This window comes from Pseudomonas sp. KBN12P06040, from assembly GCF_037574965.1.
Lineage (GTDB): Bacteria > Pseudomonadota > Gammaproteobacteria > Pseudomonadales > Pseudomonadaceae > Pseudomonas > Pseudomonas aeruginosa.
In genome coordinates, this window is sequence record NZ_JBBELS010000001.1 from 2,818,172 (window position 1) to 2,840,769 (window position 22,598).

The following is a 22,598-nucleotide window of genomic DNA, read 5'->3' on the forward strand; positions in this document are numbered from 1 at the left end:
AAGCCAGAGAGGAACCCTGCCATGCCGGTTGCACACCGACTGCTGTTTTCATTGACCGCCTTGCTGGCGGCGACGGCCCAGGCCGCCGTCGACGGCCAGAAACTCTACACACAGGGCGGCGCCAACCCGGCCGCCGCGGCCTGCGTCACCTGCCACGGCGCCGATGGCATGGGCCTGGCCGCCGCCGGCTTTCCGCGCCTGGCGGGCCTTCCCGCCACCTACCTGAGCAAGCAGCTGCACGACCTCAAGCAGGGCGGCAGTCGCGAGCACCCGGTGATGAAGGGCATAGCCGATGCTCTCGGCGACGACGAGATCCAGGCGCTCGCCAATACCCTCGCGGCAATGCCGGCGCCCAAGCCGGTGGAGCTGTCGCGCGTGGCCACCCCGCGCAGCCCCGGCGAGACCCTGGCGGTGCGTGGCGCCTGGGAGCGCAACATTCCCGAGTGCGTGACCTGTCACGGTCCGGCCGGCAGCGGCGTGGGGGAGGCCTTCCCGCCGTTGCAGGGGCAGGGCGAGATGTACCTGAGCAACCAGTTGCGCGCCTGGCAGCTTGGCACTCGCCGCAACGACCCGAACGATCTGATGGGACATATCGCCAAATCCCTCAGCGAAGAGGAGATCCGCAGCGTCAGCCAGTTCTTCGCCACCCTCGGTCAGGCAGGAGGCCAGCCATGAACATGCCGTCGATCCTTTCCCTGGTCGTCGCCGGCCTGCTGGTCGCTCCCGTCCACGCGGCAACGGCGCCCTCGGAGCCGTTCCAGCCGCCGGCGGAAAGCAGCCTCCCGGACAACGCCTTCGGCGAAATGGTCCGCCAGGGCCAGGCGTTGTTCGTGGAAACCCGGAAGAACGCGCCGCATCTGGTCGGCAACCAGCTCAACTGTGTCAACTGCCATCTCGACCAGGGCCGCCGGGCCAACTCCGCGCCGCAGTGGGCGGCCTACCCGGTCTATCCGGCGTTCCGCGCCAAGAACAACAAGGTCAATACGTTCGCCGAGCGCCTGCAGGGCTGCTTCCAGTTCAGCATGAACGGCAAGGTGCCGGCGGCCGACAGCCCGGAGATCAAGGCCCTGACCGTCTACGCCTATTGGCTGGCGAGCCAGGCGCCGACCGGGGTCAGCCTGCCCGGACGCGGCTATCCGGACGTGGCCCCGCCGGAAGGCGGCTACAGCATCGAGCGCGGCGCCAAGGTCTATGCCGCGCAGTGCGCGATCTGCCACGGCGCCGACGGCCAGGGCCAGATGGCTCTGGGGCAGGCGGTGTTCCCACCGCTGTGGGGCGCGCAGTCGTTCAACTGGGGCGCGGGCATGCACCGCATCAACACCGCGGCTTCCTTCATCAAGTACAACATGCCGTTGGGCAAGCCCGGTACCCTCAGCGACCGCGACGCCTGGGACGTCGCCGCCTTCATGAACAGCCACGAGCGCCCGCAGGACCCGCGCCTGGTGGACGGTTCGGTGGAGAAGACGCGGCAGAAGTTCCATGCCAACGACGGCGTCAACCTGTACGGACAGAAGGTCAACGGCGTGCTGCTGGGACAGGGAATCTGACCCTCGTGGCCTGGCGTCCGCAGGACGGAGACCCGGTCCGGCGGAAGCAGGTCGGCGCCTGGGTAGGGCGGATAACGCCAGCGGCGTTATCCGCCGATGCCTGGGCCTGGGTCCGGCGGATAGCCGCGGGGCGGCTATTCGCCCTACGGAGTCGGTTGGCGAGTGGGTGGGGCGCGTGGTGCCCGCGCATCACTCGCGCAGCGGCATTTCCAGCGTCACCCGCAGGCCGTCCGCGCGGCTGTCGAAGTCCAGCCGGCATTGGCAGCGTTGCACGATGGCCTGGACGATGGCCAGGCCGAGCCCGCTGCCGCCGCTCTTGCCGTGGCGCCAGAAGCGCCGGGTGAGGTGCGGCAGGTCGGTTTCGGCGATGCCCGGACCGTGGTCGCGGACGTGGAAGCGCGCGCAGCCTTGCGCGGTTTCCACCGCCAGCTCCACCCGGGTGCCGGCGGCGGTGTGGCGCAGGGCGTTGTCCAGCAGGTTGCGCAGCGCGGCGATGGCCAGCACCGAGGGGACTTCCAGCGGCGCCTCGGACAAGCCGTCGGCCAGCTTCAGTTCGAACATCCGCACGTCGCCGTGGCCGGCGTCGTGCATGGCCACCCGGGCGGCGTCCTCGGCGCTGCACTGCACGCCGTCGTCGAACGACAGGCTGCCTTCCACCCGCGCCAGCAGCAACAACTGGTCCAGCGTCCGGTGCAGACGGTCGGCGCCTTCCTCGGCGTGGGCCAGGGCCTGCTCGGCGGCGGCGCCCTCGGTCATGCGCGCGACCTGCAGGTGGGTCTTGATCGCGGTCAGCGGGCTGCGCAGTTCGTGGGCGGCATCGCCGGTCAGGCGTCGCTCGCGTTCGATGGCCTGGGCGATGCGCTGGAACAACTGGTTCTGGGTTTCCACCAGCGGCTTCAGTTCGCTCGGCAGGGCCGCCAGCTCCAGTGGCTCCAGCGAGTCGGCGCCGCGCCGGGTGAGGGCGTCGCGAATCCGCTTGAGCGGCGCCAGGCCCTGGCCGGCGCCGAGCCAGAGCAGGGCCAGGCTGCCGAGCAGGGCGACCGTCACCGGCACCGCGGCGGCCACCACCACCGAGCGTTGCAGCACGTCGCGCTCTTCCAGGCGGTCGGCGGTGCTGACCCGCAGGTCGCCGGCCTGCACGGTGAAGCTGCGCCACAGCACGCCGTTGATTTCCTGGTCGCGGAAGCCGCTGGCGGTGCTGTCCAGCGCCCGCTCCGGGGTGGCATGGCTCTGCGCCAGGACTTCGCCGCGCAATGAGCTGACCTGGCAGGCCATGCCGTTGGGAATCCCCAGTTGCTCCGCGCTCAGGCGCGTGGTCTGGCCGTCCGCCGGCTGCGGCTGCGGCAACTGCTGGAGCAGGCCGGCGACCATCCGCGCCGAGGCCGCCAGGCGTTGGTCGAAGGAGCGCATCATCTGCCCGCGCAGGTCGCAGAGCATCCAGGCCGCGGCCAGCGACCAGAGCAGGATGAAGGCCGAGCCGAGGATCAGGGTCAGGCGCAGGCGCAGGCTCATGCGTCGTCTCCGTCGCCGCGCGCCGGCCCGAGGCGGTAGCCGAGGCCGCGCACGGTCTGCACGATGGCGTTGCCGAGCTTGCGCCGCAGGTGATGGATGTGGACGTTGAGGGCGTTGCTCTCGACCTCGTCGCCGAAGCCATAGACGCTGTCCTTGAGCTGCTCGCCGCTGAGGATCCGCCCGCGGTTGTTGAGCAATGCCTGCAACAGCGCCTGTTCGCGTCGCGACAGCTCCACGGGGCGACCGTCGAGCCAGGTTTCGCGGGTGCTCGGATCGTAGCTGAGGCGACCGTGTTCGATGACGTTGACGCAGCGCCCGGCGGAGCGCCGTTGCAAGGTATGCAGGCGGGCGCCGAGTTCGCGCAGGTCGAAGGGCTTGAGCAGGTAGTCGTCGGCGCCGGCCTGCAACCCGGCGACCCGGTCGGTCACCGCGTCGCGCGCGGTCAGCACCAGCACCGGCAGGTCGACGCCCTGCTGGCGCAGGCGTTGCAGCAGGCGCAGGCCGTCCTCGTCGGGCAGGCCGAGATCGAGGACCAGCACGTCGAAGCGCGCCACCTGGAGCAGCGCCTGGGTATCGGCGGCGCTGGCCACCCGGTCCACTGTCAGGCCCTGGGCGTTGAGGCCGGCGACGATGCCGCTGGCGATCAGGTCGTCGTCTTCGGTGAGCAGTACATGCATGGCGGTATCGCTGGTTAAAGGGATAGGAGTCTGAAGCGGGCGAATTAAGCCAGGATTATGCCCCGCCCGGCGCGTCGCCGGGGTTTTCCCGTGGCCGCGTTAACGGCCTGTTAATCGTCGCTGGCCATGCTGCCGCCGAGTTCATCGTAGAAGGCGTTATCCATGCGTGTGTTGATCCTGCTCCTGATGCTCCTGCTGCCGGGCCTGTCCCAGGCGCAACCGGGCGACGACCTGTTCGCGCCGCGCGGCGCGACGCAGACGGATTTCCTGCCGGTGGAGAAAGCCTTCCGCTTCACCTGGGAGCGCCTCGACGACGGCCAGGTGCAACTGCGCTGGCAGATCGCGCCGGGCTACTACCTGTACCAGAAGCGCCTGCGCTTCGACGGACTCGACCCGGCCTTGCAGCCGCAGCTGCCGCCGGGCGAAAGCCACAGCGACGAGTTCTTCGGCGAGTCGCAGGTCTATCGCCAGAGCCTGGAACTGACCCTGCCGGCGGCCGCCGCCGGACAACTGCGCCTGGGCTGGCAGGGCTGCGCCGACGCCGGCCTGTGCTATCCGCCGCAGAGCCAGGCGCTCGACCTGGGCGGTACCGGCCCTGCCGCCGCCGTCGCCGGGACGAGCGGCGAAGTCGCCGAGGACCAGGGCCTGGCCGGCAGCCTGCAGGCCGGCAACCTGGCCTGGAGCCTGTTGCTGTTCTTCGGCCTCGGCCTGCTGCTGGCGTTCGCTCCCTGTTCGCTGCCGATGCTGCCGATCCTCGCCGGGCTGGTGGTCGGCAGCGGCGCCGGCCCTCGTCGCGGCCTGCTGCTGGCCGGTAGCTACGTGCTGAGCATGGCGCTGGTCTACGCTGGACTCGGGGTGGTCGCGGCGCTGCTTGGCGGCAACCTGCAGGCCTGGCTGCAACAGCCGTGGCTGCTGGGCAGCTTCGCCGCGCTGTTCGTGTTCCTCGCGCTGCCGATGTTCGGCTTCTTCGAACTGCAACTGCCGGCGGCCCTGCGCGACCGCCTCGACGGTCTCAGTCGCGGCCGCAAGGGCGGCAGCCTGGCCGGCGCGGCCGCGCTCGGCGCGTTGTCCGGGCTGCTGGTGGGGCCGTGCATGACCGCGCCGCTGGCCGGCGCCTTGCTCTATATCGCGCAGACCGGCAATGCCCTGCATGGCGGCCTGGTGCTGTTCAGCCTGGGCCTCGGCATCGGCATGCCGCTGTTGCTGCTGGTGACGGTCGGCAGCCGCTTCCTGCCCAAGCCCGGTCCCTGGATGAACCTGGTCAAGGGCGTGTTCGGCTTCCTTTTCCTCGGCACCGCCTGGATACTCCTGCGTCCGCTGCTCGGCGAGGCGCTGTGGATCGGCCTTGGCGGCGCGTTGCTGCTGGTCCTGGCCTACGCCGCGCTGCACACGGCGCGAGGCCTGGCACGGCACGCGGTGCTGTTCGGCGCGGCGGGCTGCATCTTCGGTCTCTGGGGCGCGGCGATGCTGCTGGGCGCCGCGGCCGGGGCAGACGACCCCTGGCGTCCGCTACAGGTGTATGCGGCGGCGAACCGGGGCGCTACGCCGACGGCCAGCGCGCATGAGGCGTTCCTCACGGTCAGCCAGCCGGCCGAGCTGGACCGTCAGTTGGCTGCGGCCAAGGCCGAGGGACAATGGGTGCTGCTCGACTACTACGCTGACTGGTGCGTGTCCTGCCGGATCATGGAGAAACAGGTGTTCGCCAAACCCGATGTGCTCGCCGCCCTGCAGGGCGTGCGCCTGCTGCGGCTCGACGTGACCGCGGACAACGCCGCCAGCCGCGAGCTGCTGCGCCGCTACCAGGTACCCGGCCCGCCGAGCCTGATCTGGATCGGTCCGGAAGGCGAGGAGCGCCGCGCGCGCCGGTTGACCGGCGAAGTCGACGCCGGCGGCTTCCTCGCCCATTGGCAGGCGACCCGGGAGCGCGGCTGATGCTGAGTTTTTCCCTGGGGCCGCTGGTGGTCTCGCTGCAACACCTGCTGCTGTTCCTCGCCCTCGGCGCCGCGCTGCTCGGTGGTTGGCTGGCGGCGCGCGGTGGCGGGCGCAACGCCGAGCCGGTGCTGTTCAACCTGTTGTTGCTCGGCCTGCTGGTGGCGCGCCTGGCTTTCGTGGTGCGCTACTGGCCGCAGTACCGCGGCGACTTCGCACAGATGCTGGATATCCGCGATGGCGGTTTCCTCGCCTGGCCAGGCCTGCTCGCCGCTGTGCTCGGCGCGCTGTTCTGGGCCTGGCGGCGACCGGCGCTACGTCGCTCGCTGGGTGTCGGCGCCAGCCTCGGGCTGGCGTTCTGGCTGCTTGGCAGCCTGGGCCTGGGCATCTACGAGCGCGGTACGCGCCTGCCCGAACTGAGCCTGCGCAACGCCGCCGGCGAGTCGGTGCAACTGGCCGATTTCCGGGGCCGCCCGCTGGTGATCAACCTCTGGGCCAGTTGGTGCCCGCCGTGTCGGCGCGAGATGCCGGTGCTGCAACAGGCTCAGGCGGAGAATCCCGACGTGGTGTTCCTCTTCGCCAACCAGGGCGAGAGCGCCGAGACCGTGCGCCATTTCCTCCAGGGCGAGAACCTGCGCCTGGACAACCTGCTGTTCGACAACGGCGGGCAGCTTGGCCAGCAGGTCGGCTCGGTCGCCTTGCCCACCACCGTTTTCTACACCGCCGAGGGCCGCCTGCTGGGCAGCCATCTCGGCGAACTGTCCCGCGGCAGCCTGGCGCGCTACCTCGAAGCCTTCGAGCCGGCCGCTGCCGCCCCCGCAACCAGGAGTTCCGAATGAGACTGCCGCGCAACCTGATCACCCTTGGCCTGGGCCTGACCCTCCTCAACGCCGGCCTGGCCACGGCGGCGGAGGAGCTGCCGGCGCCGATCCGCATGGTCCAGGAGAAGGGCGCCCGCATCCTCGGCAGCTTCGACGCCCCGGATGGCCTGCGCGGCTACGCCGCCGAATACCAGAACCAGGGCATGGCGCTGTACCTGACGCCCGACGGCAAGCACGTACTCACCGGCCACCTGTTCGACGCCCAGGGCAAGGACCTCAGCCGCGAACCGCTGGAGCGCCTGGTGTATGCGCCGCTGGCCAAGGAAATGTGGCAGAAGATGGAGCAGAGCGCCTGGATCGCCGATGGCCGTGCCGACGCGCCGCGCGTGGTCTACCTGTTCAGCGACCCGAACTGCCCGTACTGCACCATGTTCTGGGAGCAGGCGCGACCCTGGGTGGATGCCGGCAAGGTGCAGTTGCGGCATATCATGGTCGGCATCATTCGCGAGGACAGCGAAGCCAAGTCCGCTGCGCTGCTGGCCAGCAAGGACCCGCAGAAGGCCCTGCACGACCATGAGCAGGCGGGCAAGGCCAGCACCCTGAAGCCGCTGGCGAAGATCCCGGCGGCGGTGCGCAAGCAGCTCGCCGGCAACATGGAACTGATGGAGTCGATGGGCGCCGCGGCGACCCCGGCGATCTTCTATCTCAATGCCGAGGGGCGCATGCAGCAGCAACAGGGCGCGCCGCAGCCGGACCAGTTGGCGGAGATCCTCGGTCCGCGCTGATCCTCCGGGCCGGCGCCGAGCCGCCGGCCATCTATACTCCCTGCGTTACGCCAACCCAGCGGAGCAAGGGCCATGGACGACGCATTCAGCGAGGAAGGCAGCGCGCAGCCGCGCCATGACGCTCAGCGTCCGGCGCTCGCTCCGCGGAGCGACGGTTTCGACATCCACACCTACCATCCCGACTTCGTCGCCGATCCCTATCCGCTGTTGCGGCTGATCCGCTCCCGTGCGCCGGTCTGCCGCGACCAGGCCTCGATCTGGTGGATCAGTCGCTATGCCGATGTCTCGGCGTGCCTGCGCGACCGCCGTTTCTCCGCCGACCCCGCTCGCCTTGGCGCCGCCGGCGTCCGCCAGGGCGGCGCCAGCTGGTTCGGCCACCAGCAATTGCAACCGCTGGCGCGCTTCTACGACAACTTCATGCTGTTCAACGACGCGCCGCGGCACACCCGCCTGCGCAGGCTGTTCGCTCCGGCCTTCGGCCCCGACGCCGTGCGCCGCTGGGAGGCGTGCATCGAGGCGCTGGTGGAAGAGCTCCTCGACAGCTTGCTGGAGCGCCGCGAGCCCGATCTGCTCAGGGACTTCGCCGAACCGCTGACGATCCGGGTGGCCGCCGAGCTGTTCGGCTTTCCCCGCGAAGACACCGGGCAACTGCTGCCCTGGGGCCGCGACCTGGCCGCCGGGCTCGATCTCGCCGCCAGCCACGGCGATGCCGGGCAGATCAACCGCAGCGCGGCCGCCTTCAGCGACTACCTGCAACGCCAGGCGCGCGGCTGGAGCGATGGCTCTTCGCGCCCGCCGCCCGGCGCAGCGCCGAGCATCCTCGACGGCGCCGCGATGCTGGAGGCCGGACTGGGCCTCGAGGACCTGGTGGCGGCCTATGCCATGGTGTTCATGGCCGCGTTCGAAACCACCATCAGCATGGTCGGCAACGCTACGCTGGCGCTGCTCACCCATCCCGACCAGCTCGATCTGCTGCGGCGGTGCCCGGAGCTGGTGGCGAACGCGGTGGAGGAACTGCTGCGCTTCGACGGCGCGGTGCGCGGCGGCGTGCGTTGCACCCTGGAGGAGGTGGAGATCGGCGGCCAGCGGATTCCGCCTGGAGAGAAGGTCTGGCTGAGCTTCCTCGCGGCGAACCGCGACCCGGAGATGTTCGCCGCCCCCGACCGTCTGCAATTGCAGCGAGCGAACGCCAAGCAGCACGTGGCCTTCGCCCATGGTCCGCACTACTGCCTGGGCGCGTACCTGGCCCGGCTCGAATTGCAATGCGCATTGCGCGGCCTGGTGCGTCGCCGTTTCGCCCTGGCCTCGGAACCGACGGACCTGCGCTGGCGGCGCAGCTCGGTGTTCCGCACCCTGGAGCGCTTGCCGATCGTCCCGGAAGGCGACGCTCAGAAGACCTGCGAGTAGCGCAGGATCAGCCGGCTGCCCTCGCTGCGGTTGCGTGCGCCGTATTCGTGATAGGCGTTGAGGAACAGCCGCGACTTGCCCCAGCCGAACATCAGCGCCGGGCCGATGGCATCGACCCGCTCGCGGGAGTCCGGGCGGTCGTGCCCGTCGACCCGCTCGTCGGTGATCTGTCGCAGGCTGTAGCCGGACAACCCGAGCCGCCAATGCGCATCCAGCGCCAGCGATACCGAGTAGTTGGCGTGGAACGCCTGGCCCGGTTGCAGGTAGTCGTCGGCCAACGGCGGCGCCGGGTCGCGATTCTTGCCCGGCAACAGGTACTGCAGGCGAGCGCTGGCTTCCCAGCCTTCGGCGAATTCCCAAGTCAGCGCGTAGTGCGGGTTGAAGCTCCAGTGGTTGCTGCCGGGATTGATCGCCCGATGCCTGTCATAGCGCCCGGTGGGTAACTGGAAGGCGAGGTTCAGGCGCTGCCAGTAGGGCCGGCCGAACAGCTCGGTCTGTGGCCATTGCAGGATGAACGGACTGACGATCAGGTTGCCGAGGCCGTTGGCGCTGCCAGCGTGGGGTTCGAAGTCGGGATCGGCGAGCAGCACCGGGACGAGGATTTCCGCGCCGTAGTAGGCGCCGAACAGCTGGTGCTGGCTGATGTGGGCGAAGTGGCTGGTGGCGAGCAGGGTGCGCAGGCGATTGTCGAGCGGGCGCCGGTGACCGTTGGCGTCCATGAAGTCGTCGGCCTCGTAGATATTCACGAACTGCTGGAACAGCGTGCCGGGCAGGGCCTTGCCGTCGAGGAAGGAGGTCTGGCCGAGATTCATCCCCGGCAGCGCGGCGATAGCCTGGAACGAGGGCAGCAGCAGGGGCAGGGTCAGCAGGCTGGCCCGGATGCGGGTGGTCATGGGCGTGTCCTTCTTGTTGTTGTTTTCCACGGGGCAGCGCGTCAGTCCGGGAGGTAGTCGGGCTGGCGCTCGGGGCTGGCGCGCTGGAAGGCTTCGAGCGCCAGGCAGCGCCCCTCCAGTTCGAGCAACGCCGGGTAGGGCGCCAGGACACAGCCCATGCGCCGGGCGTTGGCCAGTTGCGGCACCAGGCAGCACTCGACGATGCCCGCTGCGGTGCCGGCGAAGAAGGCGCCGCGACGGTGTCGGTTCAGCAGGGTCTCCGCCGCCGCCAGGCCCTCGGCGACCCAGTGCGCGTACCAGCGCTGGCGGTCCTCGGCGTCTATGCCGAGGACCTGGGTCAGGTACTTGAGCACCCGCACGTTGTTCAGCGGATGGATGTCGCAGGCCACCAGCAGGGCCAGTTCCAGCGCCTGGGCGCGATGCAGTGGGTCGAGAGGGATCAGGCGCGGTTCGGGCTGCACGGCGTCGAGGTAGTCGATGATCGCCAGCGACTGGCTGAACCGACGGCCGTCGGCGTCGACCAGGGTCGGCAGCGCGCCCATCGGGTTGCGCTGGCGGTCGGCCGGGCGCAGTTGCTCGCCCTGCCGCAGGTTGACCGGCACTACCTGGTAATCCAGACCTTTCAGGGCCAATGCGATACGCACCCGATAGGACGTGGAGCTGTTGAAGAAGCTGTAGAGCTGCATGGGAAGTCCTGTTCAGAGAGTGACGGAAGAAGGCCTGGCCCGGCGCCGGCCCAGGCGATGCACGGCCACGGCGGCGAGCAGCGCCGGGATCACCAGCAGGGCGAGGATGCCGCTGAAGCCAAGGCCCAGGCCGAGCAGGGCGCCGCCGCTGAGGGAGCCGACGATCGAGCCGATGCGGCCCAGGCCGAGGGCCCAGCTGACCCCGGTGGCGCGGCTGCGGGTCGGATAGAAATCGGCGGCCAGGGCGTTGGCGCCGACCTGCGAGCCGCTGATGCAGAAACCGACGCCGGCGACGCACAGCGCCAGCAGGGCGAAGCTGTGGTAGAGGCTGGCGATGCCGAGGATGAACAGGGCGCCGCCGACGTAGGCCAGGCTCAGCACCCGGTGCGCGTCGAAGCGATCCATGGCGCTGCCCAGGAGGAGTGCGCCGAGGGTGCCGCCGAGCTGGAACATGGCGCTGATCGTCGCCGCCTCGCCGAGACTGAAGCCGGTGCCGCCGATCAGCGTCGGCAGCCAGTTGGTCAGCAGGTAGATGATCAGCAGGCCCATGAAAAAGGTGGCCCAGAGCAGCAGGGTGCCGCCGCGCAGCTCGGCGCCGAGGATCTGCCGCAGGGGCGAGGTGCCGTCGGACTCGTCGGCGGGCAGTTCGAGGCGCCCGGCCCAGCCGTCGGGCAGGCGCCCCAGGCGTTCGAGGATGCGCCGCAGGCGCGCCGCGTCCGGTGCGCGGCGGGCGAGGAAGCGCACCGACTCCGGCAGGCATGCCCAGAGCAGCGGCAGGCTCGCCAGGGGCAGGCCGCCGCCGAGCAGCAGCACGCTTTCCCAGCCCAGCGCCGGGACCATCCGCGCGGCGAGCAGGCCGCCCAGCGCCGAGCCGAGGGTGAAGCCGCAGAACATCGCGGTGACCATCAGCGCGCGGTGCCGGCGCGGGCAGTATTCGGAGGTCAGGGTGATCGCGTTGGGCATCGCCCCGCCCAGGCCGAGGCCGGTGAGAAAGCGCAGAAGGGCCAGGGTTTCCACCGAACCGGCGTAGGCCGAGGCAAGGCTCCAGCCGCCGAAGAACAGCACCGAGAGCAGGAGCATGCTCTTGCGTCCGAAACGGTCGGCCAGCGGGCCGGCGGCGAAGGCGCCGAGGGCCAGGCCGGCCAGCGCGGCGCCGAGGATCGGGCTGAGTTGCGCCGGGCTCAGTTGCCAGTCGTGGGCCAGGGCCGGGGCGATGAAGCCGATGGCGGCGGTGTCGAATCCGTCCATGGCGACGATCAGGAAGCACAGCGACAGGACTCGCAACTGGAAGGCGGAAACCGCCTGCGCATCGATGAAGGCCTGGACGTCGATCTTGTTGTTCTTGTCGGGCGTAGGCATGAGCGTTCCTCGGCCGTCGCCGTGGCGACAGCCCGGATGAAGGGCAGGGTGGGCCCGCGCCGTGCGCGGGCGGTGGGTCAGACCACGCGGACGCTGAGTTCGCCGAGGCCGTCGATGGCGCCGAGCATCCGCTCGCCGCGCTCGACCGCGCCGACGCCTTCCGGGGTGCCGGTGAAGACCAGGTCGCCGGGGCGCAGCTCGAAGAAGCGCGACAGGTAGCTGACGGTTTCCGCCACCGACCAGATCAACTGGTCGATGTCGCTGCGCTGGCGATCCTCGCCGTCGACCTGGAGGCTGATGGCGGCGTGGCGCGGATGGCCGACCTGGCTGGCAGGGTAGAGCGGGCCGATCGGCGCCGAGCGGTCGAAGGCCTTGCCGATCTCCCAGGGCCGGCCCATCTCGCGCATGCGCATCTGCAGGTCGCGGCGGGTCATGTCCAGGCCCACCGCGTAGCCCCAGACGTGTTGCTCGGCCTGCTCCAGGGGGATGTCGCAGCCGCCCTTGCCGATCGCCGCCACCAGTTCGATCTCGTAGTGGTAGTTGCCGGTCTGGCTCGGGTAGGCCAGCTCCAGGGTGCTGCCGGCGGCGACCGGGACCACCGCGTCGGCCGGCTTGCAGAAGAAGAACGGCGGCTCGCGCTCGGGATCGAAGCCCATTTCCCGGGCGTGGGCGGCGTAGTTGCGGCCGACGCAGTAGACCCGCCGCACCGGGAAGGTCTGGTCGCTGCCATGGATGGTGAGGCTGACGGGCGCTTCGGGCGCGAAGAGATGGCTCATGGGACGGGTCCTTCAGTGGGCGAGGGGTTCGCGGGATTCGCGGAGGATGCCGAGCGCCTGCTGCACAGGACGGTCGGAGAAACTGAACAGCACGCAGTCGGTGGCGCCGGCTTCCAGGCGCAGCTCGGCCCAGGAGGGCACGACGAACAGATCCTTGGCCTCGAAGGCGAAGCGCCGGCCGCCGATTTGCGCCACGCCGCTGCCTTCCACCACCGAATAGACGCTGGCGTCGGTGCTGCGCGCGGGTTGGCCGAGGAAGCCGGCCGGCAGCAGTTGCAGGCAGGTGGCGATGGTCGGCATGGCCCAGCCGCCGGTGGCCGGGTTGACGTAGCGCAGCTTGTGGCCTTCCCAGGGATCGGGCCGTTCGAGGCGCGCCAGGCGCTCGAGGACCTCGCGGCTGCGCGTGTAGGGGTAACTGAACAGCGGCGAGGTCGGCGTCGTCGGCTGATGGCGCAGCGGCAGCATGTTGCTGCCGTAGCGGGCGAGGCTGTCGCCTTCGCCACGTCGCAACGGCTGTACCGGTTCATCATGGTTTTCGGCGAAGGTGGCGCCGAAGAAACGCAGCATCGGGATGTCCAGGCCGTCCAGCCAGACCACCGGCTCGCCGCCTTCCGCGGCGGCGCGGTTGCCGTGGTCGTGCCAGGTCCAGGACGGGGTGATGATGAAGTCGCCCGGCTCCATGCGGGTGCGTTCGCCGTCCACCGAGGTGTAGGCGCCGTAGCCCTCGACGACGAAGCGCAGGGCCGACTGGGTGTGCCGGTGGCTGGGGGCGATCTCGCCCGGCAGGATCAGTTGCAGGCCGGCGTAGAGGCTCGGGGTGATCGCCGACTGGCCGGGAAGGTCCGGGTTCTCCAGCACCAGCACGCGGCGCACCGCTTCCTCGGCGCTGATCAGGTCGCCTGCCTCGAGCAGGAACGGGCGCAGTTCGCGATAGCGCCACAGCGCCGCCTGGCAGCCGCCGGCGGGTTGCGCCGGGACCAGGCTGTGCAGGGCTTCCCAGAGCGGGGTGAGGTGCTGCTGGCGGATGCGGCGATAGAAGTCGGCGCGCTTCTCGGTGGAATTGTCGTTATGCATACCGATGAATCTCCGGCGGGAGGAGGCGGGGCCGCCTCGGTCTGGTAGTCATTATTCGAGGTGAAGGCATAACCGAATAATGATATTTAGACATCGACCTATACGTATTCGAGGATGGCTTGCGATGGACTGGACCCGCCGCCTGCGCCTGCAACACCTGCAACTGCTGGTCAGCCTGATGGAGACCGGCAACCTCAGCGGCACCGCCCGGGCCGCACACACCACCCAACCGGGCCTGTCGAAGTGGCTCAAGGAACTGGAGGAGGACGTCGGCGCGCCGCTGTTCGAGCGCCACGCCCGCGGCCTGCGCCCGACGCCCTACGGCATGACCCTGTTCAACCACGCCCAGCGCGTGCTCACCGAGATGGAGCGGGCGCGGCAGAACCTCGAGGCGATGCGCAGCGGCAGCGGCAGCCGGGTGCTCCTCGGCACGTCGCCGGCCTCCGCGCCGAGCCTGGTGCCGCGCGCATTGCGGGCGTTCCTCGGACGCTACCCCGGGGCCCAGGTGGAACTGCTCGAAGGCACCATGAACGGCCTTCTCGAACGGCTGGAGAAACGCCAGCTCGATGTGGTGGTGGGGCGCCTGGACAACTATGCGCCGCGCGCCAGCCTGCGCTGCGAGGTGCTCTACAGCGAGGCGATCGTGGTGATGGCGCGGCCCGGTCACCCGCTGGCCCAGGCCGCCGCGCTGGACTGGGAAGACGTGCGGCGCTACGACTGGATCGTCTGGCCGCCCGGCTCGCCGATCCGCAGCAAGCTCGACATGGCCCTGACCCAGGGCGGCCGGCAGCCGCCGGCCTACCGCCTGGAGTCATCGTCGATGCTGGCCAACATCGAATTGTTGCGTGGCAGCGACATGCTATCCATCGGCTCGGCGCGGGTGGTCGAGCACCTCGCCGGGCTCGGCCTGGTGGCCAGGCTGGCGCTGGAGATTCCCGGCGAGGGCGCGGTGGGCATGTGCTGGCGCGACGAACCGCATCGCGACCGCGCCAGCGAAGACCTGCTGGCCTGCCTGCGCGAAGGCGCGGCGGCCGAGTAGGGCGCCGGCCGGCGGGTGCTATTGCAAAAAGGCCGCGGCTTCTCGACAATGCGATTCATTATCATTCATGTGTCGCCCCAACTTTCCCATGTCCGCCCCGATCCTTCTCAGCGCCCACCATCGCGCCATGCATGCGCTGTACAGCGAGCACCATGGCTGGTTGCAGAACTGGTTGCGCGGCAAGCTGGGCTGCGCGGCGGACGCGGCGGACCTGGCCCAGGACACCTTCCTGCGCATCCTGCTCAAGCGCGAACTGCGCGAGATCGGCATGCCGCGCGCGTTCCTGCGGACCATCGCCCGCGGCCTGGTGATCGACCACTGGCGTCGCGAGGAACTGCAGCGCGCCTACCTCGAAAGCATCGCCCACCTGCCCGAGGCACAGGCGCCGTCGCCCGAGGCGCGGGAACTGGTGCTGGAACTGCTGGAGGAAATCTCGCGGATGCTCGACGGGCTCAAGCCGAAGGTCCGCACCGCCTTCCTCCTGGCCCAGTGCGAAGACCTCAGCCACCGGCAGATCGCCGAACGCATCGGGGTTTCCCAGCGTAGCGTCGAGCGCTACGTGGCCGAGGCGCTGTACCACTGCTACCTGCTGCGCTACGGCGAATGAGCGGAGCCGTGGACGGGACGCGCGGTAGGGTCGACGAAGCGGTGGTCAGGCAGGCCATCCACTGGCTGGTCCGCCTGCGCTCGCAGCCGGCCGACGATCGCCTGCAGCGCGCCTGCGCGGCCTGGCGCGCGGAGCACGGCGAGCACGAGCGGGCCTGGCAGCAGGTCAGCGCGCTCAACGAAGAACTGCACGGACGCTTCAAGGCGCTGCCCGGCGGGGTCGCCTACGGCACCCTGGACAGCAGCGCGCAGCGCCTGCAGCGGCGCCAGGCGCTGAAACTGCTGTCGCTGCTGGTGGCTGGCGGCGCTGTGGCCTGGGTCGGTCGCGACAGCCTGCCCTGGCAGCGCCTGAGCGCCGACTACAGCACCGCCACCGGCGAGCGACGCAGTATCGAGCTGGTCGACGGCACCCGCCTGCAACTGAACACCGACAGCGCGGTCGACGTGCGCTACGACGCCGGCCAGCGCCTGATCCTCCTCGCCCGCGGCGAGATCTTCCTCGCCAGCGGCGCCGATACGCAATCGCCCACGCACAGGCCGCTGCGGGTACGTACCGCGCAAGGGCTGTTCGAGGCCCTCGGCACCCGTTTCAACGTACGCCTGCAAGATGCCGCCACCTGTCTCAGCGTCAGCGAGGGTTCGGTGCGCATCGATGCCTTCGGCGAGCGTCCGCTGCAGGCTCCGGTGGCCGAGGCGGGGCAGAGCTATCGGATCGCCGCCGACGGCGTGCGGCGCCTCGAACGGCCGCAGATGGACGCCGTGGCCTGGGCCGATGGCCTGATCGTCACCCGCGACATGCGCCTGGCCGACTTCCTCGCCGAGGTCGCCCGCTACCGCAACGGCTACCTCGGCTGCGCCGCGGAGGTCGCCGACCTGCGCCTGTCCGGGGTCTACCGCCTGGACGACACCGACAAGCTGTTGCAGGTGCTCGCGCGGACCCTGCCGGTGCGCCTGCAGCGGCATACCCGCTGGTGGGTGAGGGTGGTCGCCGCCTGAGTCGCGCCGGCGGCCGCGTGGACGCTTGCTTCCGCCCGGAGCGAAACGCACTGAAAATTATTTTCATTATTTTGTCGGCTTTCCGCGACTGGTCCGGCTTTATCGATTGAACACCCTTCAACGACTCCAACGGATCCCGTTCATGACCGCCACCGCCGTCGTCCTCCGCAATGCCCCGTCGTCCCTCGATTTCCCCCGCGCCTCGCGCCTGAGCCGTTCGGTGCGCGCGGCCCTGCTGTCACTGGCCATGGCGGCCGGCGCGGCGCCGCTCTGCGCCTCGGCCGCCGAAGCGGCGGCGGAACAGGCGCGGCCCTATGCGATCCCCGCCGGACAGTTGGGTGACGTGCTCAACCGCTTCGCCCGCGAAGCCGGCATCACCCTATCGGCCACTCCGGCGCAGACCGGTGGCTACAGCTCCCAGGGGTTGCGCGGCAGTTTCACCGTGCAGCAGGGCCTGGCCCGGCTGCTCGCCGACACCCCGCTGGAAGCGGAAGACCAGGGCGACGGCAGCTTCGTCTTGCGCGAGGCGCCGGCAAAGGACGGCGACGTGCTGAACATGCAGGCGGTGGAAGTCTTCGCCCTCGGCAACAACCTGGGCAGCACCGATGGCTACCTGGCCACCCATAGCCAGATCGCCACCAAGACCAGCAAGCCGCTGCTGGAAACCAGCCAGACCGTCTCGGTGATCACCCGCGAGCAGATCGACGACACCGCCTCCAAGACCGTGCAGCAGGCGATGCGCTATACCCCCGGCATCTTCACCGGCCAGGTCGGCGCCTCCAACCGCTACGACTACGTGGTGATGCGCGGCTTCGCCGACAACAGCGTGGACAACATCTACCTCGACGGCCTCAAGGCCATGGGCGACAGCGGCACCTTCAGCTCGATGCAGGTCGACCCGTACTTCCTCGAACGCATCGATGTGCTCAAGGGCCCGTCCTCGGTGCTCTACGGCCGTAGCCTGCCGGGCGGCCTGGTGGCGCTGACCAGCAAGAAGCCGTTGTACGAGGACTACCGCCAGATCACCGGCAGCATCGGCAACATGGGCCAGAAGGAGATGGGCTTCGATTTCAGCGGGCCGCTCGACGAGGAGAAGCGCATCGCCTACCGCCTGGTCGGTCTCGGCAAGGGCTCGGACACCCAGTTCGATCACGTCAAGGAGGAGCGCTACGCCATCGCCCCGACCCTGGCCATCGACTTCAGCGATGACACCACCCTGACCCTGCAAGGCTACCTGCAACACGATCCCAACGGGGGCTACCACGGCGGCGTACCGGCCGACGGCACCCTGTCGCACCACAACGGCCGGCACATCTCCCGCGAGTTCTTCGATGGCGAGCCGAGCAAGGACGACTTCGACCGCACCCAGCGGATGTTCGGCTACCAGCTGGAGCAACGCATCGACGACGTCTGGTCGGCGCGGCAGAACTTCCGCTACCTGGACTCCGACGTCGACCTGTCGCAGGTCTACGCCTACGGCTGGAGCGCCAGCGAGCCGAGCAAGCTGAACCGCTACTTCAGCGGCGCCCGCGAGCACCTGCAGGCGTATATCGTCGACAACATGCTGCAGGCCGAATTCGCCACCGGCGCGGCGCGCCACACCCTGCTCACCGGCCTCGACTATCAGCGCCGGCGCACCGTGGTCGACTGGCGTTCCGGCTCGGCCTCGGCGCTGGACGCGTTCAACCCGATCTACGGCGACGACGCCATCAGCTATTTCCCGGACGACAACCACACCCGCCGCCTGGAGCAGACCGGCGTCTACCTCCAGGACCTGATCGACATCGACCAGTGGCGCTTCTCGCTCGGCCTGCGCCAGGACTGGGTCAGCGTCACCGACAAGAACCGCAGCACCGGCAGCAAGGCCGACGACGACTGGGAGAAATTCACCGGGCGGATCGGCGCGCTGTACCTGTTCGACAACGGCCTGGCGCCCTACGTCAGCTACTCCGAGTCGTTCAACCCGAACGCCTATTCCGACGCCTCCGGCACGCCCCTGGCGCCCACCGAGGGCAAGCAGTGGGAACTCGGCCTGAAGTTCCAGGCGCCGGGCAGCAACAGCTTCTACACCGCCTCGCTGTTCCATATCACCCAGGAAAACGTCGCCTCCAAGGAGCCCCAGGACAACTTCTACACCTCGGTCGGCGAAGTGCGCTCCCAGGGGCTCGAACTGGAGGCCCATACCCAGCTCAGCGACAACCTGAAGCTGCTCGGCAGCTACACCTACACCGACATCACCTACACCAAGTCGCTGGACGGCAACCAGGGCCATACGCCGAACCAGGCGCCCAAGCACATGGCTTCGCTGTGGGCCGACTATGCCTTCGACGCCGGCCCGCTCAGCGGTCTGAGCATCGGCGGCGGCGCGCGCTACGTCGGCGAGACCTGGGCGGACAAGGAAAACACCTTGCGGGTGCCGGACTACACCCTGGTCGACGCGCGGATCGGCTACGACCTCGGCAAGCTCGGCCTGAAAGGCCTGGACGTCAGCCTCAATGCCAACAACCTGCTGGACAAGGACTACGTGGCGTCCTGCTACAGCCTGGACTTCTGCTACTTCGGCGAGAAGCGCAACGTGACCGCGACGGTGAACTACCAGTTCTGACCGTCCACCCGGGCCCCGGCGCCAGCGCCGCGGTACCGGCCAAGCAGCCCGGCGCGCAACGTACGCGCCGGGCATTCGCCGGCGTCGCCGGCCGTACCCTGGTTACCTGGAGCCCCCATGCGCCCCGTCCTGGTTCTGCTGCACCGCTATGTCGGTCTGGCTACCGCGCTGTTCCTTTTCCTCGCCGGTCTCACCGGCAGCCTGCTGGCCTTCCATCATGAAATCGACGAATGGCTGAACCCCGGCTTCTACGCCGTGGGCGAGGGCGGCGAGCGCCTTTCCCCGGGCAGCCTGGTGCAACGCGTCGAGTCACGCTATCCGCGACAACTGGTGTGGTACATGGAGTATCCCGAGGCGGGCGGGCATCCGGCGTTGCTCGCCACCGTGCCGCGCGAGGCCGGCGCCAAGGTCGAGCACGACGTGTTCTACCTCGACCCGGTCAGCGGCGAGGAAGTCGGCAAGCGCCTCTGGGCGGCCTGCTGCTTCCAGCCGGCGAACCTGGTTCCCTGGGTCCTGGAGTTCCACCACAACCTGACCCTGCCGGGGAACTGGGGCCTGTACCTGATGGGCGGGGTGGCGATGTTCTGGTTCCTCGACTGCTTCGTCGGCGCCTGGCTGACCCTGCCGCGCGGCCGGCCGTTCTGGAGCAAGTGGGCGACCGCCTGGAAGATCAAGCGCGGCAACGCCTACCGCTTCAACTTCGACCTGCATCGCGCCGGCGGCCTCTGGCTCTGGCTGCTGCTGGCGCCGGTGGCGCTGAGCAGCGTCGCCCTGAACCTGCCGAGCCAGGTGTTCAAGCCGCTGGTATCGCTGTTCTCGCCGATCGAACCGAGCGTCTACGAGGCGCGCGGGCGGCTGCCCAGGGAGCAACTGGGGGAGACCCGCCTGGACTACGACCGCACCTTCCAGTTGGCCAGCGTCGAAGCGGCGCGGCTGGGCATCGCCGAGCCGATCGGCGAGCTGTACTACAGCTTCGAATACAACTTCTTCGGCGCCGGCTTCGGCGACCACGACGACCCCATGGGCAAGTCCTGGCTGTTCTTCCACGGCAGCGACGGCCGCCTGCTCGGCCAGGAAGTCGCCGGGCAGGGCAGTTGGGGAGAGCGTTTCTACCGCTTGCAGTACCCGATCCACGGCGGGCGCATCGCCGGCCTGCCGGGACGCATCGCCATCGCCGCCCTCGGCCTGGCCATCGCCGGTCTGTCGCTGACCGGTGTCTACATCTGGTGGCGCAAGCGCCGGGCGCGCCACTGGAACGGCCGCTAGACGGCTGTTAGTCTGGCTGCCTCCCACACCACCAGAGGATGGACGAATGAACGCAAGGATCGCCGCATTGGGACTGCTCCTGCCCCTGGCCGCCGGCAGCGCCGTGGCCGCGGAGGAGGGCAGCTCGGTCAAGGACGCGGCCAAGGCCGCGGTGTCCTCGGCCATCGAGACTGGCAAGAACCTCCTCGGCGGGGTCAGCGAGGGCATCACCAGCGGCCGCCAGTCGGCCCAAGGCGCTGATGGCGCCAAGGTGGTCTCCGACAACGCCGGCTTCGCCGAGATCGGCCAGGTCGAAGTGCTCAAGACCGAGCCGCGCGACCAGCAACTGGCCGTCACCCTCGGCTTCAAGAACGACGGCGACGCCACCGTGCGCCTGATCAACCTGACCCAGACCGGCGCGCTGCTGGTGATCGACAACGACGGCTACTCCAACGCCCTGGTCGCCCTCGCCAACCCCGACGACGTCACCGTCCCGGCCAAGGCCGGCATCCGCCAGACCTTCGTCTTCGAAGGCGGCGCGGAAGGGATCAAGGCGGTGCGCCTGTGGGGCAAGGACCTGCCGGTGAAGTGAATTCGAGTCTGCGTCAAAGCAGCCCCGCCTTGGCGGGGCTTCTTTCTGCCGGGCCACGAGCGCAAATAATCAGCTCACCAGAACCCGGCCGAGCGCTGCCTGGAGACCGATAGGTCCTTCCCATTACGAAAATGACGACATCGCATCGATCCTGAAACGTCCGTACAGCCAGGACGACGCAATGAAGGCAAAGTGCCATTCCCTCCTGTCCCTGTTTGGATTAGCATTCCTACTTTTGGACTAATCCCCCCTCAACACGCCCATGTCGTTTAGCTATGCGGTGGATATTGAAGGGAACTCGCAGGACATCGGATGTTGCGTTCTAGCTATCGAGCGGTTGTCGCTGGCTTGGTTTTACTGCCGCTGCTTGCCAGCGCCGCCCCCTTCACCTCCCCCGGTGACCGCGACCTGATCCGCGACCGCCAGCAGCGCCTGCTGGACGAACAGCGCAAGCGCCTGGAGGAACTCCAGCAACTGCCCGGCAAGGGAGCGCCCGCCGCTGCGGATGCCTCCGGCGACGACGAGCGCTGCTTCGAGATCCGCCGCATCGAGCTGGAGGGCGCCGGGCACCTCGGCGAAAGCGCGCGTCGCCAACTGCTGGCGCCCTACCAGGGGCGCTGCCTGGGCGTCGGCCAGCTCAATGCGCTGCTCAAGGCCGTCACCGACCATTACCTGGATCGCGGCTACGTCACCACCCGCGCCTACCTGCCACAGCAGGACCTGGCCTCCGGGACCCTGCGCATCATCGTCGTCGAAGGCCGCCTGGAGGGCCTGGACAGCTCCGCGCTGGCCAGCCCGCGCGAACTGGCGATGAGCTTTCCGGGCAGGACCGGCGAGCTGCTCGACCTGCGCGAACTGGAGCAACTGGTCGACCAGTTGAGTCGCCTGCCGTCGCGCCAGGCGCAACTGGAGCTGGTGCCCGGCAGCGAGGTCGGCGGCAGCCGAGTGCGTCTCAAGGGCGAGCGCGACAAGCCCTGGCGGGTCTCCGCCACGCGCAACAACGACGGCGACGTCAGCACCGGCGAGCAGCAGATGGGCCTGGGTCTGGACTGGGACAGCCCGCTGGGCCTGGCCGACCAGCTCAACCTGCGCGCCAACCGCGACGCGGTGACCGACCGCTGGCGCCATTCCGACAGCCAGAGCCTGTTCTACAGCCTGCCCTGGGGCTGGTGGACCTTCACCTACGGCTACAGCCAGAGCGACTACCGCACGCGCAACGAGGCCAGCGGCTTCCCCTTCAAGCTCGATGGCGACAGCCGCAGCCACCAGTTCCGCGCCGAACGCGTGCTGCACCGCGACGGTGTGAGCAAGACCGCCATGAGCCTGGGGCTCAGCCACCAGCGCACCAACAACTATGTCGAAGACACCCGCCTGGAAGACCAGAGCACGCGGATCACCGAGACCCAGCTCGGCTTCAACCATGGCCGGCGGATCGGCAGTGGCTTCGTCAACCTCGACCTCGGCTGGCAGCAGGGCATCGGCGCCCTTGGCGCGCAGGGTCGCGGCCACCCGCAGGCGGGCGATCCGAATGCGCGCTACGACAAGTACAGCCTGACCCTCAGCTACCTGCAGCCGTTCCAGCTATGGGGCGAGCGCTTCAGCTTCGACAGCCTGGCCACCGGGCAAAGGAGCGAGGACGTGCTGTTTAGCCCGCAGCGCATCAGCCTCGGCGGCAACAGCTCGGTGCGCGGCTTCAAGGACCAGACCCTGACCGGCGACAGCGGCGGCTACTGGCGCAACCAGTTGCGCTGGCGGCGCGCGGTGGAATGGGCGCCGCTGCGGCCCTGGCTGCAGGAATACGGCGTGGCCTTCGCCTACGACGTCGGCGTGATCCGCCACGACCGCTACAACGACGGCGCCAGCGGGCGCATGAGCGGCAACGCCATCGAACTGGATGCCCGCGGCCGCTATTTCGCCGCCAGCGTCGGCTTCGCCCGCTCGCTGGAGCGGCCCAGCGCCATCGAGCGGCGCGAGCACCCGATCTATTTCCGGGTCGACGCGTTCTTCTGAAGACGCGGCGACCTCCTGAACGCTTTAGGAAAGCGCCTA

The 22,598-nt window shown here is 69.3% G+C and carries 20 protein-coding genes; 13 read left to right on the forward strand and 7 right to left on the reverse strand.

Annotated features, from left to right (window positions below):
• Positions 1 to 21 precede the first annotated feature (21 nt).
• Positions 22 to 675, forward strand: coding sequence for a c-type cytochrome (locus VQ067_RS13440; protein WP_003109555.1), 654 nt, complete (start codon positions 22 to 24; stop codon positions 673 to 675).
• Positions 672 to 1,547, forward strand: coding sequence for a c-type cytochrome (locus VQ067_RS13445; RefSeq protein ID WP_033990996.1), 876 nt, complete (start codon positions 672 to 674; stop codon positions 1,545 to 1,547). The genes VQ067_RS13440 and VQ067_RS13445 overlap by 4 nt, the downstream gene beginning before the upstream one ends.
• Before the next feature lie 189 nt (positions 1,548 to 1,736).
• On the opposite strand, the gene VQ067_RS13450 is transcribed toward VQ067_RS13445, so the two are convergent.
• Together VQ067_RS13450 and VQ067_RS13455 are read right to left on the reverse strand one after the other, a co-directional pair.
• Positions 1,737 to 3,059, reverse strand: coding sequence for an ATP-binding protein (locus tag VQ067_RS13450; protein WP_003103567.1), 1,323 nt, complete (start codon positions 3,057 to 3,059; stop codon positions 1,737 to 1,739).
• Positions 3,056 to 3,736, reverse strand: a complete 681-nt coding sequence (locus tag VQ067_RS13455; protein WP_003103570.1) for a response regulator — start codon at positions 3,734 to 3,736, stop codon at positions 3,056 to 3,058. Before VQ067_RS13455 ends, VQ067_RS13450 begins: the two co-directional genes overlap by 4 nt.
• Before the next feature lie 162 nt (positions 3,737 to 3,898).
• On the opposite strand from VQ067_RS13455, the gene dsbD reads away from it, so the two are divergent.
• The 4 genes from dsbD to VQ067_RS13475 all read left to right on the forward strand — a co-directional run bounded on the left by dsbD (position 3,899) and on the right by VQ067_RS13475 (position 8,678).
• Complete coding sequence (gene dsbD, locus VQ067_RS13460; RefSeq protein WP_003109558.1) at positions 3,899 to 5,668, forward strand: protein-disulfide reductase DsbD; 1,770 nt, start codon at positions 3,899 to 3,901, stop codon at positions 5,666 to 5,668.
• A complete protein-coding gene (locus VQ067_RS13465; RefSeq protein ID WP_003089792.1) occupies positions 5,668 to 6,504 on the forward strand; it encodes a TlpA family protein disulfide reductase in 837 nt (278 codons plus the stop codon). Before dsbD ends, VQ067_RS13465 begins: the two co-directional genes overlap by 1 nt.
• Entirely contained in the window at positions 6,501 to 7,271 is a 771-nt protein-coding gene (gene dsbG, locus VQ067_RS13470; RefSeq protein ID WP_003089790.1) for a thiol:disulfide interchange protein DsbG, read from the forward strand. Before VQ067_RS13465 ends, dsbG begins: the two co-directional genes overlap by 4 nt.
• 72 nt (positions 7,272 to 7,343) lie before the next feature.
• Complete coding sequence (locus VQ067_RS13475; protein WP_003109559.1) at positions 7,344 to 8,678, forward strand: cytochrome P450; 1,335 nt, start codon at positions 7,344 to 7,346, stop codon at positions 8,676 to 8,678.
• On the opposite strand, the gene VQ067_RS13480 is transcribed toward VQ067_RS13475, so the two are convergent.
• The 5 genes from VQ067_RS13480 to gtdA form a co-directional block, all read right to left on the reverse strand.
• Positions 8,660 to 9,571 carry a SphA family protein gene (locus VQ067_RS13480; RefSeq protein WP_033990993.1) on the reverse strand — a complete coding sequence of 304 codons (912 nt, stop codon included), beginning with the start codon at positions 9,569 to 9,571 and terminating at the stop codon, positions 8,660 to 8,662. The two genes, VQ067_RS13475 and VQ067_RS13480, sit on opposite strands and share 19 nt — an antisense overlap.
• A gap of 41 nt (positions 9,572 to 9,612) precedes the next feature.
• Positions 9,613 to 10,257, reverse strand: a complete 645-nt coding sequence (gene maiA / locus VQ067_RS13485; protein WP_003109561.1) for a maleylacetoacetate isomerase — start codon at positions 10,255 to 10,257, stop codon at positions 9,613 to 9,615.
• Positions 10,258 to 10,269: 12 nt separating this feature from the next.
• Positions 10,270 to 11,616 carry an MFS transporter gene (locus VQ067_RS13490; RefSeq protein WP_033990991.1) on the reverse strand — a complete coding sequence of 449 codons (1,347 nt, stop codon included), beginning with the start codon at positions 11,614 to 11,616 and terminating at the stop codon, positions 10,270 to 10,272.
• 77 nt (positions 11,617 to 11,693) lie between these two features.
• The gene (locus VQ067_RS13495) at positions 11,694 to 12,392 is read right to left on the reverse strand and encodes a fumarylacetoacetate hydrolase family protein (RefSeq protein ID WP_003131334.1); all 699 of its coding nucleotides are present in this window, start codon (positions 12,390 to 12,392) and stop codon (positions 11,694 to 11,696) included.
• A gap of 12 nt (positions 12,393 to 12,404) precedes the next feature.
• Positions 12,405 to 13,466, reverse strand: coding sequence for a gentisate 1,2-dioxygenase (gene gtdA / locus VQ067_RS13500; RefSeq protein WP_031685860.1), 1,062 nt, complete (start codon positions 13,464 to 13,466; stop codon positions 12,405 to 12,407).
• A gap of 124 nt (positions 13,467 to 13,590) precedes the next feature.
• On the opposite strand from gtdA, the gene VQ067_RS13505 reads away from it, so the two are divergent.
• The 7 genes from VQ067_RS13505 (at position 13,591) to tpsB1 (ending at position 22,559) form a co-directional block, all read left to right on the forward strand.
• Positions 13,591 to 14,505, forward strand: coding sequence for a LysR family transcriptional regulator (locus VQ067_RS13505; RefSeq protein WP_003089777.1), 915 nt, complete (start codon positions 13,591 to 13,593; stop codon positions 14,503 to 14,505).
• An 88-nt stretch (positions 14,506 to 14,593) separates the two neighbouring features.
• Positions 14,594 to 15,112, forward strand: coding sequence for a sigma-70 family RNA polymerase sigma factor (locus VQ067_RS13510; RefSeq protein ID WP_033990989.1), 519 nt, complete (start codon positions 14,594 to 14,596; stop codon positions 15,110 to 15,112).
• An 8-nt stretch (positions 15,113 to 15,120) separates the two neighbouring features.
• On the forward strand, positions 15,121 to 16,107 hold the full coding sequence (gene foxR / locus VQ067_RS13515) for an anti-sigma factor FoxR (RefSeq protein ID WP_033990987.1): 987 nt from the start codon (positions 15,121 to 15,123) through the stop codon (positions 16,105 to 16,107).
• A 142-nt stretch (positions 16,108 to 16,249) separates the two neighbouring features.
• A complete protein-coding gene (gene foxA, locus VQ067_RS13520; RefSeq protein WP_033990986.1) occupies positions 16,250 to 18,712 on the forward strand; it encodes a ferrioxamine receptor FoxA in 2,463 nt (820 codons plus the stop codon).
• A gap of 117 nt (positions 18,713 to 18,829) precedes the next feature.
• The gene (locus tag VQ067_RS13525) at positions 18,830 to 19,978 is read left to right on the forward strand and encodes a PepSY-associated TM helix domain-containing protein (protein WP_003089766.1); all 1,149 of its coding nucleotides are present in this window, start codon (positions 18,830 to 18,832) and stop codon (positions 19,976 to 19,978) included.
• 46 nt (positions 19,979 to 20,024) lie between these two features.
• Positions 20,025 to 20,549 (forward strand): hypothetical protein, encoded by a 525-nt coding sequence (locus tag VQ067_RS13530; RefSeq protein WP_003089762.1) that lies wholly within the window; start codon positions 20,025 to 20,027, stop codon positions 20,547 to 20,549.
• 312 nt (positions 20,550 to 20,861) lie between these two features.
• Positions 20,862 to 22,559 (forward strand): two-partner secretion system transporter TpsB1, encoded by a 1,698-nt coding sequence (gene tpsB1, locus VQ067_RS13535; RefSeq protein ID WP_014603856.1) that lies wholly within the window; start codon positions 20,862 to 20,864, stop codon positions 22,557 to 22,559.
• The last annotated feature ends 39 nt before the right edge of the window (positions 22,560 to 22,598 follow it).

Excerpts from the sequence above, each read along its gene's own strand:
- VQ067_RS13440 (WP_003109555.1), top strand. The coding sequence starts at position 22 with ATGCCGGTTGCACACCGACTGCTGTTTTCATTGACCGCCTTGCTGGCG.
- VQ067_RS13445 (WP_033990996.1), top strand. The coding sequence starts at position 672 with ATGAACATGCCGTCGATCCTTTCCCTGGTCGTCGCCGGCCTGCTGGTC.
- VQ067_RS13450 (WP_003103567.1), bottom strand. The coding sequence starts at position 3,059 with ATGAGCCTGCGCCTGCGCCTGACCCTGATCCTCGGCTCGGCCTTCATC.
- VQ067_RS13455 (WP_003103570.1), bottom strand. The coding sequence starts at position 3,736 with ATGCATGTACTGCTCACCGAAGACGACGACCTGATCGCCAGCGGCATC.
- dsbD (WP_003109558.1), top strand. The coding sequence starts at position 3,899 with ATGCGTGTGTTGATCCTGCTCCTGATGCTCCTGCTGCCGGGCCTGTCC.
- VQ067_RS13465 (WP_003089792.1), top strand. The coding sequence starts at position 5,668 with ATGCTGAGTTTTTCCCTGGGGCCGCTGGTGGTCTCGCTGCAACACCTG.
- dsbG (WP_003089790.1), top strand. The coding sequence starts at position 6,501 with ATGAGACTGCCGCGCAACCTGATCACCCTTGGCCTGGGCCTGACCCTC.
- VQ067_RS13475 (WP_003109559.1), top strand. The coding sequence starts at position 7,344 with ATGGACGACGCATTCAGCGAGGAAGGCAGCGCGCAGCCGCGCCATGAC.
- VQ067_RS13480 (WP_033990993.1), bottom strand. The coding sequence starts at position 9,571 with ATGACCACCCGCATCCGGGCCAGCCTGCTGACCCTGCCCCTGCTGCTG.
- maiA (WP_003109561.1), bottom strand. The coding sequence starts at position 10,257 with ATGCAGCTCTACAGCTTCTTCAACAGCTCCACGTCCTATCGGGTGCGT.
- VQ067_RS13490 (WP_033990991.1), bottom strand. The coding sequence starts at position 11,616 with ATGCCTACGCCCGACAAGAACAACAAGATCGACGTCCAGGCCTTCATC.
- VQ067_RS13495 (WP_003131334.1), bottom strand. The coding sequence starts at position 12,392 with ATGAGCCATCTCTTCGCGCCCGAAGCGCCCGTCAGCCTCACCATCCAT.
- gtdA (WP_031685860.1), bottom strand. The coding sequence starts at position 13,466 with ATGCATAACGACAATTCCACCGAGAAGCGCGCCGACTTCTATCGCCGC.
- VQ067_RS13505 (WP_003089777.1), top strand. The coding sequence starts at position 13,591 with ATGGACTGGACCCGCCGCCTGCGCCTGCAACACCTGCAACTGCTGGTC.
- VQ067_RS13510 (WP_033990989.1), top strand. The coding sequence starts at position 14,594 with ATGTCCGCCCCGATCCTTCTCAGCGCCCACCATCGCGCCATGCATGCG.
- foxA (WP_033990986.1), top strand. The coding sequence starts at position 16,250 with ATGACCGCCACCGCCGTCGTCCTCCGCAATGCCCCGTCGTCCCTCGAT.
- VQ067_RS13525 (WP_003089766.1), top strand. The coding sequence starts at position 18,830 with ATGCGCCCCGTCCTGGTTCTGCTGCACCGCTATGTCGGTCTGGCTACC.
- VQ067_RS13530 (WP_003089762.1), top strand. The coding sequence starts at position 20,025 with ATGAACGCAAGGATCGCCGCATTGGGACTGCTCCTGCCCCTGGCCGCC.
- tpsB1 (WP_014603856.1), top strand. The coding sequence starts at position 20,862 with ATGTTGCGTTCTAGCTATCGAGCGGTTGTCGCTGGCTTGGTTTTACTG.